The following is a 16,949-nucleotide window of genomic DNA, read 5'->3' on the forward strand; positions in this document are numbered from 1 at the left end:
GAAGAGGTCAGGCGGTTTAGGAGATCAGGGTTGACGGGTTGTCCGTCCAGGAACCACACGCCGACGATGCCGCTCATGCGCCCATGCCGTTCATGCGGGCCGCTTATCGCGTGCCTTGGAGGATGTGCTCCTCCACCTGGGTGGCGAGTTCAGGCAACGAGGGGAGGGAGAGAGGCCGCGTGATCCGGTAGAAGGGCACCTGCTTTGCCAGATGGCCGCACTGCAGGAAATGGGATGCTCCTCCATCCTGGAGCAACCGGGTGGGGTAGGTGTGGCGGATCAGCTCGATGACGGCTTCCTGAGGGCGGATCGGCTCAATCGTCTGGGGGGCATCTTGAGCGAGCACGTAGATCCGCTCGAGCGGTCGTGTGACCTGGGAGAATCGCTCCGCCACGCGACAGCCCAGCTTCTCCTCCTCTGGATGGAGCAGGAATAACGAGTTGGCATCGTATCCCAACGCTGCTGCCGCCTCCTCGCTGAGCTTGAGTTGAGGGAATCCGGGGAATACCAGAGAAGCCTTGGGTTCCACCTTCACCGCGGTTACATCGTCAGCGATGATGGCGTGCCCACGAGCGCAAAGTGCGGCTGCCATGGATGATTTGCCCGCCCCCGATCCTCCCAGGAAGGCCACGGCGTGCCCGTCCACCTCCACCGCGCTGGCGTGCAGCACCAGCAGCCCCCTTTGGTAGAGCAGGATGGCCATGATGTTCCCTACCAGATAAAGCCGGAGCAGGCTTTCCTCCGCCCCGGGCGCCGGGATCACGATGATCTCCCGTCCCTCCCGGATCAGGAAAACTCCCACATCTTTGAGGGAGAGGACGGCGTCGTCGCTGGAGATCCTCCAATACCACTCCTGGCCGGCTACCTCGGAGGGGATCCCATCATCGCCTTGTAGCCGAATCACGACATCATCGCCGGCCTGGGCGGGTATCAACTCAGGCAATGGCAGATCGGACTGGATGCCCAGGCCGTACGCAAAGTAGGAGAACATGGGGATTAAGACCTTTCTGGTGTCAGCTAGAGGGTATCCTCTCGGACCTCTATCAGCTCCTTCGCCGCGAGGTCCTCGAGCAGCGCTTGCAGTTCGCGAGCACAGCGATCTGGTTCAACGTCGTACTCTTGGAGAAGGGTCTCCAGGATTTCCTTCAGCGTCTTGGGCTCTTGAATCAGCTCCCAGACGCGAGCTCCCACGGTCTCCAGGCCATAGTACACCCCATCCTTAAGGTTCAGGATGACGACCTCCCCGTCCAGATCGACGGAGACTTGATCCTGGGCTGCCGTGATGATAGATCGTTCTGTGATCATCGGGCTCATAGTTGTCGTGCTCTCTCTATATATGCTGGGGATGTCTGGTTTTTCAGCCGGTTCTGGTGTGTTCTGTGGCTCGCACCAGGAAGGCCTGCCTCATATTTCCGAGGACCTCTTGCTGCTATTCCGTGTCGTGCCTCTTGGTTCCATCGTGGCTGTAATAGTAGTAGCCATATCCGATCTCGCGCGGCGGCACGCGGTTCAACAGCGCCCCGATCACCCGGGCGTTGACCTGGCTCAAGCTCTCCGTCGCCTTTCTCGCCGCATCCCGGCGGGTCACGCCTGCGTCCAACACCAGCAGCACGCCGTCGACACGGGTGGCCAGGATGATCGCATCCGATAGAGCCGTGACAGGCGGGCTGTCCAGCAGCAGGATGTCCGCTTGATCACGGAGCTGTTCCAGTAAGCGTTGCATGCGCTCCGAGTCGAGTAGCTCGGCGGGATTGGGGGGAAGCGGCCCCGACGTAAGAACCCACAGCCCGGGCACGGCGGTCTCCCTCAGAGCGTCGTCCAGACGCGGCTGGTCATCGAGCAACATGCTGGTCACCCCGACGTTATTCCGCAATCCGAAGAGGCGATGCAGTTGCGGTCGGTGCAGATCCGCGTCGATGAGGATGACCCTCCGGCCAGATTGGGCCAGCGCGATGCCCAGGTTGGCTACGGTGAGGGATTTGCCCTCCGTGGGGAGAGGGCTCGTGATCAATAGCGAGCGCAGTGGCTGGCTCACAGCCATGAATTGCAGGTTCGTGCGCAGCACGCGATAGGATTCCGCGATGGCCGATTGCCCGTTGGATAGCAGGGGCAGCTGATCCTCAAGTGAGGCGTTATGCTTCATCTTGGGGACCATGGCCAGCGTCGCGAGCCCGAGGGTCTTCTTCACATCCTCGGCGTTCTTCAGCGTGTCATCCAGGTATTCGAGCAGATAGGCGGCTCCCGCGGCCAGAACGAAGCCGAGGGCCGCTGCCATCAGGATGGTCGCCTTCTTGTTAGGGCCGATAGGTCGTGTGGGTAGCGAGGCCGGCTCCAGGATGCTGATGGCGTTTGTGGCGCCGCTGGGAAGCTGTGCCAGCAAGTCCGCGTACGTGCGGCGCAGCGTGTTGAGCTTGTTCTGCAGGGCCGTGATCTGTCCTTCAAGGTCAGCGATCTGGCGAGCGCTGAACGCCTGGGCCAGCTCGTCCTGCCGTTTGGTGAGCTCCGCTTCAGTCTCGGCGATAGCCGCTTCGATCTTGGTGAGTTGTTGATTGATGAACTCGCGATGTTCCTCGATAACCCCGTTGGAGTTGGTCGGGCTCATCCGAACCAGCTGGTTGGCCAGTTCGCTGGCCACCGCCTGGGCCCGTTCCGGGCTGATGTCGATGACGGTAATCTCCAGCAGGTTCGTGTTGGGAATGGCTCGCACGTGATACTCCGGCAGCCAGGGCAGCCCCAACGCCTTCATGGTCGCGTTGCGGATCGGCTCGCGCTGGGCGATATCTGCGTAGGCTGCCGCCAGTTGTCGGGTCAGATACAGCTCGTTGCTGCTCGGGTTGGGATCCTGGATAGGACGCCCCACCATCAGGGTGGTGCGCGCACGGTAAACCGGCGGCTGTTGTTTTGTGGCCATATAGCTGGAGATCGTGGCCACAAGGGTAGCCGCTACGATCAGCCACCACCATTTGAGCAGGGGGGCAATATACTCTTTCAATTCCATAGAATCACCCGTCGAGGGGGCGTGAGCATTGGTCATCGTTTTTATCTATCACGAATAAGACATAAGGATCGGCGCATATGCCTGAGAATTTACCGGTCAGGTGTCTGAGGGGCTCCCTCAGCTATCAGCTCCACAGGGGGAGGTGTGGAAGGGGATCTCCCCTCCACGGAAACCCCGCTTTTCCGGCCTGCACTGCCCTTCCCGGCTCTTTCCACAGAGGCCTGGGTCGAGGCCGGATAGGTCGAAGGCGGAAGAAAGGCTTTTCCGGAGGGGATCCCCATAGCAGAAGCAATGGCATTTCTCAGACACGCTCTTAGGGATGAGTATCCTCTTCTATACCTCACGTTTCCGTGTGATGTTGCCGACAAGTATCATATGGTCGCCTAACTTTCCGTTCTGGTGACGAGACTTCATGGCAAGGCGAGCATGGATTCCGGATATAGGCCTCGAAATATGCATATATCGCTTGAAAGTATACCGGTTTGAAGGGTAGTGGGCAAATTGCTCTGCTCTCGCTCCTTCTTGGCTTGGCCCCAAGGGGGCTTATTTGACCCAGACCGGGTCCCAATCGTTGTAGGGGGAGTCAAGCAGCCGGCGCTGGTTGCTTCCGTCCGCGTTCATTATCCATAGTTGGCGCCGCCCCGTTTCCCGGTTGGACCAGAAGACGATTTGGGTGCCGTCGGGTGACCAGGAGGGGTGCTTGTCCCACTCCCAGCTGTTCACCGTTAGACGGCGCAAGTCGCTTCCATCCGGGCGGATGGTGTAAATCTCGTCGTTGCCGGGCTCCGTGGAGACGAAGGCGATGCGGTCGCCGAGCGGTGACCATACGGGGTCGTAGCTCCATCCAGTGGTAAAAGTCAGCTGGCGCGTCGTGTTGAACTGGTTGTCCCGTATGTACACCTGCGGCACGCGGCTGTCCTCCACCAGGCGCTCCTGCACCAGGAGCGTGAAGCGACCGTCCGGTGATCGGAACTCTTGGGCCCGGGCGGCTTGGTAAAGCCATCCCTGGGTGAGATAGGCTAGTCTCCCCGTGGCGGGATCCAGGGCGAAGATCCGAGGTTCGCCGGCGCGGTCGCTGAAGAACAGAATCTTGCCGACCAATTCGCGTGGCATGGTGGCCGGAATCGTGGCCGTCGGCGTCGGTGGCGGGGTCGGCGTCAACCTGTCCAGGTATAACAGCAGGGGCAGGGGAGTCGCCGTCGCCGCGTTGGGCGGCAGGGGGGTGAACGTGCCCGTGGTCATGGCGACCGCCGTGGCGTAGGCCGCGATCGCCCGGGCTGTGGCGGCGTTGGCGGGCGTGGGCGTGCTGGTGATGACGAAGAGCGTCGGTGTGGGCGTCGCGATCACCGCGTTGTAGGGCAGCGGCGTCGGCGTGCCAAATCGCTTGGCCCTGGCCGTGGCTGTCACCAGCTGGGCTGCCGCTGTAAGCGCGTTCTGTGGCACGGGCGTGGGCAGAATGATCACCGGCGTGACCGCCCCCTCCGGCGTCGGCGTGAAGGTGCCCGTTGTGATCGCGATGGCGGTAGCGCGAGCCGCGTAGGCGGTCGCCGTGGCGGCATTGGCGGGCGTGGGCGTGCTGGGCACGATGGGAGGTAATCCCTGGATCCAGGCCAGGGCCTGGGCTGTGGCCAGGTTGGCCGGGATCGGGGTGGGTGTGACGATGTTCCCCGGGACAGGCGTATAGGTTCCTGTGGTCACGGCGACAGCGGTGGCCGTTAGCGCTCGCGCGGCCGCCGTCAGCACGTTGGCTGGTGTGGGAGTAAGCGTGGCCACGATCACGGGTAGGGTGGGAAGCGGCGGTGGAGTGGCCGGTGCGGGTCCCAGGTTGAGTATGAGCCGTGGTGCCTCACCCAGACTGGCCGGTCCCGCGCCGCTGTCCCAGGCGAAAAGGGTGTCCTGTCCACCGGTTGGCCCGATGATCCTGACGATCACCTCGGTGGCGCCATCTGCAATTTGCTGTTCCAGCCACTGAACGGTCGAGCGGTCAAGCGACCAGCTATTGATTTTCCCGACCTTCAGGTCCTTGGGTTCGAGAGAAGGAAATAGCGTAACGGCGGCGGGAGCGTTGAATAACTCCTGGAAGTCCGCGCGGGCGAAGTCCGCCAGGGCATCAACGGCCAGCATCTGCACGGACCATGTGCCGGGAGCTCCCCTGTCCAGCCTGTCCGCTTGCAACCCGGTCAATTGCAGGATCCCGCCGTGAATGGGCGCCCCGCGCGGCACGCGACTCAAGTCGAAGCGAATCGCGGAGACGAAGACCTGGCCGTCGAAGTATCCGGCATAAAGGAAGGAGTCGCCCAGGTGGTTGTGCCGACGATCGTTGCTGGCCCACCAACCCACGTCTCCCGACCGGGGGGTGATGCTCAGGATCTGGCCGCCGGGTTCGGGTGTAGGTGTGGTGGGCCGGGTGGCTGTGGAAGTGAAGGTGGGCGTGGATGTTGGCGTGAATGTAGGAGTGGGCGGGACTTCAACCGGCGTTGGCGTAGCGGCCTGAGCTGGATTGGAGGAGGATGGCCCCATAGGTGTGATGGGAACCGTGGTGATGGCGGGCGTTGCCGTTGGTAGAAGGGCGGTCAGCCCGGGCGTCGCCCATCCTTGTCCGTAGACCAGGACAGCGGCAGCTATGAAAACCGCCAGAAGGGCGGCGAGGAAGGTGAACGCCTGGGGACGGCGTCGGGTAGGAGGCGTCTGCGGGTTGATCTCCTCTGGCGAAACATAGTACGGGCAATCGGTATGAGCTCGCGCCAGACAGTAAGCCTGCTGGTGCGATTCATCCGGTGTCCCGGGAGGTGTCTGTGCATAGCAGCGATGCGCCGCATCCGGTGCGGCCCACGCCAGCGTTCGATCAGATACCAGCCCCAAATGGGGACAGGTGGATGGAGCGATTCGAGGCATATCTATATATCTCCACGACAGCGCCTGTCTGGACTGTAGTACTCCTGGCCTAGTCCATAATCGGTGAGAAAGCGTTATCTTGGTAGTGAGAGTTGAAAGAATGAAGGAGCTTCGTCATGATCTTATGGATCCTCTTGTTCACGCTTCCCACCCTGTTTCTGGCATCATTTGCAGTCTCGGCTTGCATGTTGTCATCCGACATCAGCCGGGCAGAAGCCGCATCTGGCTGCGACGTTCAGCCCGCGGCTGCGCCGGCTGGCCTGCCTGTCGTGCCATCGACTCCCACGGTGGTCGTTGAATAGCGATGATGCTGTGCCGTAGCAAGTCCGCGGCGCAAATTGAGCGATATCGCTCGTTACCGGGTATTCTAAACCTTCACATAACGATGCATGCTCATCAACTTCAGCCCTGATAGGAACACAACGCAGTGTTCATGGCTGTGTCTTGAGAGAGACGAGAGGGATCGGTGCTCAGGCCGATCCCTCTCGTTTTATACTTCTATATCCAGGCCCAGAGCCATTGCAGTAGCCTCCCTGCCGGGGATCGGGCCTGTTCCATAAAAGTAGACGTCAGAAGATCGAGAAAGATGCGATTTGCCATCTCCGGGGCGATCCGGGCCTGGCCCTTTTGAGAACGGCTTCGCCCTGGGTTGCGCTTAGGAAGCGCGAGCATGCCCCGCTTATGGCGATGTCTTGTTTCACCGGCGCCACGCGCACGCGTGGCGCCGCTCTTTCCTCGCCCATTATGTCATTATACGCATTTCGCGAGACGGACTCTGGCCTGCTGGTATCCGCCAGCTTTCAATTCGCTTACAGTGCGGCACTATGTCAAGTCCACCTTGGTAAAAGTGATGTGGGGAGTGGGGGAAGGGGAGTTGTCTGGTGGACGTTCTCAGACAACTCCCCGAAAGCACCTGACAAGGACGGTCAGTTTTGGACCGCCGGGAGATAGGACCGGTATCGGGCCCGCATGGCCGTCAGGCGGATCTCTTGGGCCCGTGCCAGTACGGAGCGTCCCTGATAGGTCACGTCGCTGCGATATGGTTTGAAGGAGCTCAGGGTGATCCTCATATCCGGCGTGGCCTGAATCACCTGGAAGGTGATACGCGCCAGGGTGAAGGTGCCGGAGGCGGTGCTGTCCAGGAGCCCGGCGGCGTAGTGTACGCGCCCATCGGCGTTGTCGAACTCGTTCTGGAGGATCGTGCCGAGGGCGGTGCCCGGCGTGACCGACAGGACGCGTAGAGCGCTGGGGTCGAAGACGAGATAGGCTGCTGCCGCATCCACCGGCTGGGCGCCAGCCTGCACCTGGAGGATGAGGTCGAAGACCTGCCCGGCCACCAGATGGCGGACCGTGGGGATCGCCGCCAGGGTTACGCTGGGTTCGGGAATGCTCGTCTGTCCGCTGCCCACATCCTCCACGAGCTGATCGCCGGATTCGCCGAAGTTCATCGCCAAAAGCGAGAAGTCCAGCAAGTCCACGCAAGCGTCCTCGTTGAGATCCGCTCGATCGTCGAACCCGGACACGTTCTGACATTTTGCGAAGGCGGCGGCCAGGAGGGAGAAGTCCAGGATGTCGATCGCGTTGTCATCGTTGATATCTCCCTCTTGTAGCTCACCCAGGTATACGAGGTTCACCCCGCTGGTGAGCGTGACCACACGCCGGTTCCGCAGGGTGTGGCGATTCTTCACCCGTATGTCGTAGGTGCCCGGAAGCAAACCCGTCAGGGTGAGCTGGCCTCGATCGGAGGCGGTGGAAGCGAAGGTGTAACGAGGGCTGGACTCCCCTGGGACGGTGAGGCTGATGGAGAGATGGGCACGCCAGCGCTCATGAGGGGCGGGTGGGCGGCCTTGCAGCTGTATCTGCCCCTGGAGGGTGGCATCGCCGATGGCGATGGTTGCGCCCGCCGTGCGCTGGAGGACGGAACTGCCGTGCAGTGTGATGTCGCTGCGGCGGGGGTCTTGGGTGGAGAAGGTGATGGATGTCCCCGTTGTCCCGCTGGTGGCCTGGAAGGCGATCTGTGCCAGGGTGAAGGTACCGGATGTGGTGCTGCCCAGGAGCCCGGCGGCGTAGTTGATCCGGCCGTTGGCGTTGTCGAAGTCATTCTGAATGGTGGTGTTGAGGGTGGATCCAGGAGTGATGGATACCACCTGGAGCACGGCGGGATCGAAATCCAGGTAAGCGGCGGCGCCGTCCACGAGTTGGGCGTTGGCTCGGACCTGCACGGTGAGGGTGAACGTCTCCCCCGCGGTCACGGTGAGGCTCGTCGGTGTGACGATAAGGGCGACCTGGGAGCCGTCGATCGTAGGCGTGGGCGTGGGTGTAGGCGTGGATGTAGGAACAGGCGTTGGGGTGGGGGGCGAAGTGGGCGTGGAGGTAGGCGTGGGCGTCGGCGTTGACGTCGGGGTCGCCGTCGGTGTAGGAGTAGGGGTGGAGATCGCCGAGGTCGATCGGTAGATCTTCACCGCCATGTCTGTCCCCAGGGCGTTGACGGTGAAGGAGAGCGTTCCATCGGCGCCCACGGTGTAGGTGCTTGTGCCCGTCACTGTGCCGGTGTATGTGTCCCACCACTCGGCCGTGTAAGTGCCCTGCGGCAACCCCTGGATCGTCAGATCGCCGCTCACAGGGGAGATCGAGGCCCCGTTTGCCACGTTCCGCCATGTGTGATTGGCATTGTCGATCCAGAGCAGCACGCGACCCGTCTGGGCGTCTCGCACGCCCCATGCGCGCAGCCTGCCCGTGGGATCCCCCGTCACCAGTACCTGGGCGCTTCCTTGCAGGTCCGTGCCGATCTCTTCGTAGCTCCCGTTGTTCAGCGGCTCCCCTTGCATGAAGCGCTCATAGGTGCCGTAGATGGCCCAAAGTGCCTCATTCTCGCCGGTGTTCGTGGACAGGAAGAGCCGCGGGTACCACTCGCCGTCGCATGTATATCCGAGCGATCCCACATGGGCCCATAGCTTCTTGTGGTAATAAACGACCTTATGCTCATAGCTCCCCTGCGGCGTGTCGGAGGAGAGATCGGGATGCTGGGGTTGGGTGCTGGATTGTGCGACCCCTCCCTCCCCGCGCAGGATCGGCTTGTTGTAGTTGAACTGTTGCTTGTATTCTCGGAATCTCTGCCAGCATTCCCGTACGTATGCGGCGGAATCCGTCCATACGTTGCTGATCAGCTCACAGGATGATCCGCTATCGTTGCAGGACGCCCCGGTCTCATTGGCGTACCAATGTTTATCCGCATAGTCCAGCAGGTGCCCTCGCTGTGGATCGGTCCAGAAGCTCTCGACGAACCAGCCCCAGAAGGAGTTGGACACCAGGAGGGGGCGAGGGGATATCTGGTGGACGAATTCGGCGAAGGCAAACCCCGCCTCGTAGCTCTCCGTGGTCAAGTGGTTCTCGTTGGCCAGCTCCACGGAGTGTAGGGCTGTTGAGTAAGACCATCGGGCGATGAAGTAACGCGTATATGCCCGCTGATACCAACGAGATGCCTGCCCATCGGCCGAGTAGAAGTTCCTGCTGTACGAGGCGGGATCTCCGATCGTCCCGTCCGGCTGGAAGCGATTGAGCACCGCATCGTTCTTATGGAAGAGCGGAAGCTTATGGTAGACGCCATATTGCTCGGAGAGTCGGAAGATCTCGTCGAGCTTCGCCGCGTCTACCTGATCTACATAATTGTAGGTGTCGGGATCGGACCGGCTGAGGAGGTTGGGCCCCCATCCGCCGTTCCCCGTCTCGTCCCGTTGGAGTCGGATGGAGTGCATCCGGATGCTGCCGGGCTGCACGTTGTTGTAGGGGCTCTTGGCGTCCGTGCTGACGTATAGGCCTCGCAGGTAGACCGAGATCGTAGGGGCGTTCACGGTGTTGGTGTACGTCAGCGTATAGTCGTGCCATCCGTCTTGCTTATAATCGCAGGAGTCGTTGTTGCCGTTCGACTCGTGATAGGTGCTCGTGCTGGAGCAGATGTCGATCCTCGTCCCGTTGATCTCCGCGCGCAGCACTCGTTCTCCGGTGACTTTCGCCCGGAAGGTCAGCCTGTACGTCGCCCCCGGCACGGCGGGGATGGTTTGCCCGCTATAGTAGTAAGGGCGGAAACTGAATCGTTTGCCGGATGCCGTATCCACGTCGTCGGTAAAGATGTTCGACGCTCCGAACTTCCAGGACACGCGGAGGGTATCGCCAAAGGGGATGACGAAGTAATTCGCCCCCTCGCCGGTGGGGAACCAACGGACGAATTTGATCCCGTTCTCCCCCATCTTCCGGATGTTCGTCCGGATGCGATACAGGCTGTTGAAAGGGTTTCCCTGTTCGATGTTGATCAGGGGATAGGGGAATGGCGACCCGTCGGAGAACTCGAAGGATTGCGGCTCCGTGGCGCTCACACGGACGAAGCCCTTGCGGTTGGAGTCCACGCAGGTGAACTCATAGGTGGGCGTCTCGGTCGTGCCGCCGGCGTCGGTGGCGCGGATCTTATATTGCCAGGTGCCGACGATGTCCGGTGTGAATCGGCATCGCCACTCCGGTTCGCCTACGGGCAGCAGGGCGATATTGGATCCGCTGCCCACTTCTTCAACCGGTTGGTAGTAGAAGCACGGTAGGACCCTGGCGTTTGCCCAGTTCGTTTCCCCCGGGGCGAGGAATAGCGCGTCCACGGTGATGCCGGTCCCGCTCTCGACCCCGGGAGGCGTGTTTTCGTCATACGGGAAGTACATGTTCGTGGCGGTCGTATTGGTGATATCAAAAGAGATCTCGAACTTGGCGTACTTCTCGATCGGGCCAGGTGTTTGAATGGTGACCGTGCTGATGGTGGGGCCTGCGGCGATGGCGTTCGTTGGCGTGTCCTGCGCAGGGGCCGCCGGAGCGGCCTCAACCAGCCCCATGGTGATGATACCTATGATCAGTACTCCTAGTGTGAGTACCTGTATTCGTCTCATTTCAAGAACCTCTCGCCTCAGGATCTTCCGTTGGGTTGTCCTGAAGGTGTTGCTTTGCGTGTTACCGCCCGATGGCGGGCAGGTAGGATCGGTATCGGATTTGAGCCGTCGTCAGGGTGCCATCCTGGGCTTGTGCCAGCACGGACCATCCCATCGAGCTTACATCGGTCTCGTGGGAATCCGTGGCTGTGAGCCGGATGGCGGTATCGGCGGCCTCACCGACCACTCGGAATGTGATATGCGCCAGAGCGAACCGGCCGGATGTCTGTTCGCCTAGCAGGCCGGCCGCGTAGCGCGCCCATCCGGCTGTGTTGTCGAACTCGCTCTGGATCACCGTGCTCAGCGTTTCCCCGGGTGTGATAGACTCCACCTGGAGCACGTCGGGGTCGAACTGGATGTAGGCCGTTGCCCCATCGATCGGCTGCTCGTTCGCCTCCACAGCGATCGTGGCCCCGATGGTCTGCCCCACCCAGGCGAATGGCGCGTCCGGCACGATGGACAGGCGAGCCGTTCGCGACGGGAGATCCATCCGATCGGCCGAGCGGCCTTGCCCTGTCGCACCGGACTGGCCACTGCCGGAGTTTTGCACCACGATATCACCGGTCTTTCCGAAGTTCATGGCCAGCAGCGAGAAATCGAGCAGGTTGGTGCATCCATCCTCGTTAAAGTCGACCTGGCTGTTGTATCCTGTGTCACCCTGGCATTGGGCAAAGGCTCCTGCGAGGAGCGAGAAGTCCAGGATGTTCACAGCGTTGTCGTTGTTGGCATCCCCTTCTGACAGCTCGCCCAGATGCAAGACGTTTACCCCCGGATTCAAGGTGGCCGTGAGCAGGTTCTGCAACGTATGGGTGTTCTTGACCCGTATCTCGTAGGTTCCCGGCGAGATGCTGCCGATCGTGAGGCCTCCCTGATCCGAGGTGGTGGTCGTGAAGGTGTAACGCGGTGTGGTTTCACCAGGGATCGTCAGCTTTACGGACAGGTTGACGCGCCAGCGCTCGTGAGGGGCGGGCGGGCGTCCTTGCAGTTGGATCTGCCCCTGGAGGGTGGCCGTGGCGACGGTGATGGTGGCCCCTTCGGCGGCCTGGAGAACCGAGGTCCCTTGCAGCGTGATGTCGCTGCGGCGCGGGGCCTGGGTAGCGAAGGAGATGGTTGTAGAAGCCGCCTCCTGGATCGCCTGGAAGGCCACCTGTGCCAGTGTAAAGGTGCCCGAGGCTGTGTTGCCCAGCAGCCCAGCGGCGTAGTTCACCTGGCCGGTCGCGTTATCGAAGTCGTTCTGGATGATGGTGCTCAGGGTTGTGCCGGGCGTAATCGATACCACGCGCAGGATGGAAGGGTCGAAGTCCAGAAATGCCGCTGCGCCGTCCACGGGCTGTGGGCCTGCCTGGATCTGCACGGTGAGGGTGAATACCTCGCCGGTGGCAACGGTGAGGGAAGCCGGTACGATGGCAAGCGTTACCGGGACGTCCGTAGGTGTTGGCGTAGGCGTTGGTGTGGGCGTAGGCGGCGGTGTCGGTGTGGCCGTGGGCGTCGGCGTATTCGTCGGCACAGGCGTGGGTGTGGGCGTGGGCAGGCTGACGCCATTGAAGATGGGAAGTGTGACCCAACTGTAGCCTCGATATGCTTTAATGGTCTCCGCGAGCTTGTGGATGTAGTACAGGTCGCCACGCTCCATCCATGGGATATCCAGGTAGGAGGCCAGCGCATCGGGAGACTCGTGGAGGATCCAGGCCCGGGCGAGGAAGATCTGATAGGACATCTCAGGGATGGCGTAATTGTTCTCCTGCCCGAGCGTTTGTCGGCCGAACGCGAGATACCAGTCGGGCATGTTCTCGGCCACCCGATCCACGAATGTGCGGGCCCAAAGGCGGCTCTCCGGCCGGTCGGAGAGGAATCGGGCCAGTTCCGGCACCAGGCCGATATAGGGGAGCACCCCCTGGCCGTACCCCGGATGGATGATGTCATCGAAGCGGACCCCGAACTGGTTCAGATTGGCCACGCTGCGGACGTCGTGTTCCGGCCCCGTCCAGTTGTAGGTGTACAGGCGCCCGATCCAACTTCTTTCGAGATATCGCACCATCCAGTCGGCGCGACCCGCGATGTAGTCGGCTCTGCCGTACTGGTCGAAGGGCACGGTGCGGCCGTTCGCGTATCTTCGATACATGACCCGGCCGTACTGATCAAGCCATCCGCTTTCCGTGGGCAAAACGATGAAGTCGCGATTGTGGAGATAGAAGGAGTATCTCTCCAGGGCATATCGGAAGATGGCAGCTTTTGCAAATGTGCCCCATAGCAGAGGGATCCCTTCGACATCGTTGGCCTGATAGGCCAGCCTGAGGGCGCCTACGAGCCCCGCGAAGTGTTTGTTCGCGTCGATGATCCCTCCCCATCCATCGAACAGGCCGGTGCGATTCCCCGGGCATGTTCTCAGATCGCCATTGGGCCATTGATACCATCCAAGCGTGGCCCAGTCTTGTTGATAGAGATAGGGGTAGAGGATCGTCCTGATGGTAGACCAATTCTGTGCGACGGAGGTATCTCCGGTCTCCCTCGCGTATTCCGAGAGGTAGTAAAGGGTCTCCTCTGGGATAAGGTTGTTGACTTTGTAATGATTGATCCGATCAACGCAGGTGTTATGAGCCTGGACGACCTGCTGCATCTCCTCCTGATCGATTTTCCAGCGCTCTCGCCTGCTCCCCTCGTCGCTCCTCAAGACGGCGATCGATTCGGGTGGATAGTTCGTGCGCTCTTGGGTCAGGTAATTGATGAGGGCCGTTTTCTGTTGGCTGTCCAGTACGGGCAGGGCCTCGCTGAGGAAGAACAGCGTCTCGCCCGGGTGACCCCACGTGAGTCGGCCCTTGTGGAACCAGTACAGCGCGAAGCCGTTGGTCGCTGGATACCAGGGGGCGAGGTGCCCCGCGTCTAGCACCTTCTGCGTCTCGTTGCGGAGCCTTTGCGCGATCCAGGAAGGCTCTCCCGTCCCTGAGCTGGTGACTCTGGCCTCTTTGACGTATTTCCCGAGCCCTGTCACGGAGTACGTGTATTGGTCGGCTCCCTCAAATCCCACGTAGGGTCCGATCGCGGTGAACAGGTTTGTAGAGACCGGCTCTGTGGGGGTCTGGATGGGGAAGCCTTCCTCCCTGGCCAGGGCGAGCATGGGGGGCAGGGGGGCCAGCCTTGTACCCCCGCTTCGGATCGTGACGTAGTTCAAACGCCCCGTGACGGTGATCGTGTCCGTGGTCTCGTCGTAGGCGTAGGTCTCCGTAGCGGAGACGGGGACCTCTGCGAGGTGCCCGGCCCACCAGTTTGCCCTCGCGATGACGCTTTGAGGAAGCCCCGAAGTCCACTGATCCGTCTCGCCGACCAGCGGATATTTGTCCCCAAAGAGGGGAAGGATGGCGATTCGGCCCGCCTGTGAGGAGAATCGCACTTCAAGCCCGCTCGATTGCGGTGTGATGCTTACAGGAGACCGCTCAAAGATGAACAGAATTGGTGAGTCCACAGCATACACGGGCACGGGCAGGCCGAACTGTGAGTTCCAAGGGAAGTTCGTTGACTCGAATCCTGCGCCCGAGCCGAACCAGACGAGAAGCCAGGAACTGTTCAGACCGTCAAGCGGCAGATTCGCGATCTCAGATTGCGATACCACGCGATCCGGAGTGGCGAAGTAGCGGGGCTGTGGAGCCCCTCCGCCGAAGAACGTGATCGTCTGTGAGGTGGTCTCCGCGACCAGGGCGGGGGTCAGACGGCTGATGTAGAGCCTCAATGTGGAGGCGAAATCGACAGTGACATGTGACCAGTCGTTTTCCACCACGGTATAACCGGATGAGGAGGCTCCCGTGTATATGGTGCCAAAATCCAACGGCGGATTTTGGGGTGGAATCTGCGCTCCTGTAGTGCCGAAGGGAACGATGGTGTCGTATATGCGCGCGTTCTTCTGCAACCTGGGCCAATCCTGCAAGAGCACTTGGAATCCCAGGCCTGCGGCCTGATCGTTAAAGATGCCTTTCCCCTGTCCGTCCGCCTGGAAGTCCGGCCATCCTTGCGCGTGCGTTACGGCGTTTCCTGTCGGAAAATACCAGAAAATGGAGCCCGCCATGAACGCCAGCAAGAAGAGCCAGATGGTCCCCTTCTTCGTTTTTCCCATCATGGTCCACCTCACTGTGACGTCCAGGCCGCGATTTGATGAAACACGATATGGTAGAAATATCCATTTGCGATCGACACGCTGTTGTTCGCGTTGTTCACGTTATCTGTCAACTGCCACCACCGTCTAGGTACATCATTGGAGGAGAACGGATAGAACTGTCTGGTTCTCCAGTCGAATACGCCGGTCCACTGGGCGTTTGCCTCCTGGGTGTGGAAGAGATACAGGAGATCCCCTCCCACGCTGGCATTCACGTTTTCCGTGGCGTTCCCACCGCTGAAAGGTGGCGGCGGCAGGATGATGTCATCGATGAGCTGTGTCTGCAGGTTCAGCCGTCCCCATCCATAGCCGATGAAAATCCAGGGGATCACCACGCCTCCCTTCCCGTCCGCCACGGGAGGCGGCGGTGGCCCGGGAAGGGTCATCGCGTGGAAGTGCGGCGGGATAAAGGCTTGCCGCCCGTCGGATTCATTGAGGATAAATAGACTTTGCTCGTACGGATGGTCCGTGAAGTATTGGACCACGTTACTCTGGGCGTCACGGAGCTCTTGTGGCATGGGAGATCCGCCATACAGGAAATCGTTGTACTGCTGGATACGAGAGCTGTATTCCCCAGCGTTCCAGGTCCTGTTGAAGGGGGCGATGCCCTCGATGATGTTCGTCGTATGCGTCATCATCGGACGGATCATCACATATCCCTGATAGACGACCGGGTGATATTGTCGGCAGCTTTGGCCATACAGCTTCTCGCTTCTCCACACCTCCGCGCCCGTCTGGGAGTTCAAAGCGTGTACGTACATCGCCTCGTCGCAGAAGTAGACCCGGCCGTTGTTATAGGCGGCCGTGTTCAGGATAGGCGCTCCCGCGTCGAAGCTCCATTTCTGACTTCCCGTCTCCAGGTCCAATGCGTAGAAGATGCCTGCTCGTTCGCCTATGAAGACGGTGCTCTCGGCGATCAGAGGGGCGCTTGAGAATCCGGTGTGCCCTCCCGCCTGGAATCGCCATACCAGGGCCCCCGTTGCCGTGGCGACCGCATGCACGCTCCCGTCCAGGGTCGCGATGATCACTTTCCCGGCCTCACAGGCAGCGGTATGGAGAACCGCGCTACCGGCGTTGTATCGCCAGAGCTCCTGTCCGTTTGTCGCGTCGAGCGCGTAGAGGTTACCAGCCTCCGTCGGGACGAAGACCTTGCCGTCACAGACGATGGCCTGCACGTTGGGGCTAACCCGTTCCGGCTGGAAGTTACGGTACCAGGCCAGCTGGAAGGGGGGATTTACCGTCTCCGGTGTGTATCCCGTGCGTTGTGGATCATGTTGCAGTTGGGGCCACTCGCCCGGGGCCGCGATCTGGGTGATGCTTGTATCCGGGACGTCGGAGGCGGTCGGGGTGGCTTCTGCGTGAGCGGTGACGACGGCCTGTGTGGTGCTTGTGCTGGCGATCGCTTGCGTGAGCGTGATCGTCAGCAAGGTCAGAATCAGGACGATCAGGAGAACGGATCGTTTGGATCGTTTCATTTTCGGTGCTCCTCGTACCACAAAGTTCTCGGCCGGCGTCCGATTTTTTACGCGAGACTTATGTGTGGACGAGGCCATCCATGCAACGCAATGATAATAGCGACTAGTGGTGATTGGGACTGGTTCTCTTGTCCTAGTGAGTGGATTAGTCGCTAGTACTGAACACCCAGAATGGCGTCAGAGACGTTTGATTCGCTGCCGATGGGGCCTCGCGGGACGAATAGGGTGGCTTGCACACCTCGATTTAGAAACGGCCGGGTACACAGGTAAGATGCGGAAGGAAGCGATCCGTCGCCTTACGGGAACCCGCCGATCACTATTCGGTTGGATGTTAGCAGATGGGTCTCTAGCATACGGTCTTTTCTTGGAGGAGTCAAAGGGGAGGAGGCGCGTGGAAGTTCCATGTTGCGGGGGCGATCGGGGGGACCTGTGGAGGGTGATGGAGCTGGGCTTTGACGCCCTGACTCGTGAGG

7 protein-coding genes are annotated in these 16,949 nt (G+C 60.9%); all 7 read right to left on the minus strand.

Annotated features, from left to right (window positions below):
* Positions 1-103: 103 nt before the first annotated feature.
* The gene (locus tag GXP39_11780) at positions 104-991 is read right to left on the minus strand and encodes a serine kinase (protein NOZ28714.1); all 888 of its coding nucleotides are present in this window, start codon (positions 989-991) and stop codon (positions 104-106) included.
* 26 nt (positions 992-1,017) lie between these two features.
* Positions 1,018-1,314 (minus strand): lasso peptide biosynthesis PqqD family chaperone, encoded by a 297-nt coding sequence (locus GXP39_11785; GenBank protein NOZ28715.1) that lies wholly within the window; start codon positions 1,312-1,314, stop codon positions 1,018-1,020.
* A gap of 115 nt (positions 1,315-1,429) precedes the next feature.
* Positions 1,430-2,998 carry a polysaccharide biosynthesis tyrosine autokinase gene (locus GXP39_11790; GenBank protein NOZ28716.1) on the minus strand — a complete coding sequence of 523 codons (1,569 nt, stop codon included), beginning with the start codon at positions 2,996-2,998 and terminating at the stop codon, positions 1,430-1,432.
* Positions 2,999-3,541: 543 nt separating this feature from the next.
* Positions 3,542-5,893, minus strand: a complete 2,352-nt coding sequence (locus GXP39_11795; GenBank protein ID NOZ28717.1) for a hypothetical protein — start codon at positions 5,891-5,893, stop codon at positions 3,542-3,544.
* 926 nt (positions 5,894-6,819) lie between these two features.
* Positions 6,820-10,818 (minus strand): hypothetical protein, encoded by a 3,999-nt coding sequence (locus GXP39_11800; protein ID NOZ28718.1) that lies wholly within the window; start codon positions 10,816-10,818, stop codon positions 6,820-6,822.
* Between the two features lie 61 nt (positions 10,819-10,879).
* Positions 10,880-14,965 carry a hypothetical protein gene (locus tag GXP39_11805; GenBank protein ID NOZ28719.1) on the minus strand — a complete coding sequence of 1,362 codons (4,086 nt, stop codon included), beginning with the start codon at positions 14,963-14,965 and terminating at the stop codon, positions 10,880-10,882.
* A gap of 8 nt (positions 14,966-14,973) precedes the next feature.
* On the minus strand, positions 14,974-16,476 hold the full coding sequence (locus tag GXP39_11810; protein NOZ28720.1) for a PQQ-like beta-propeller repeat protein: 1,503 nt from the start codon (positions 16,474-16,476) through the stop codon (positions 14,974-14,976).
* Positions 16,477-16,949: the final 473 nt, after the last annotated feature.

The sequence above is a fragment of the Chloroflexota bacterium genome, from assembly GCA_013152435.1.
GTDB lineage: Bacteria > Chloroflexota > Anaerolineae > DUEN01 > DUEN01 > DUEN01.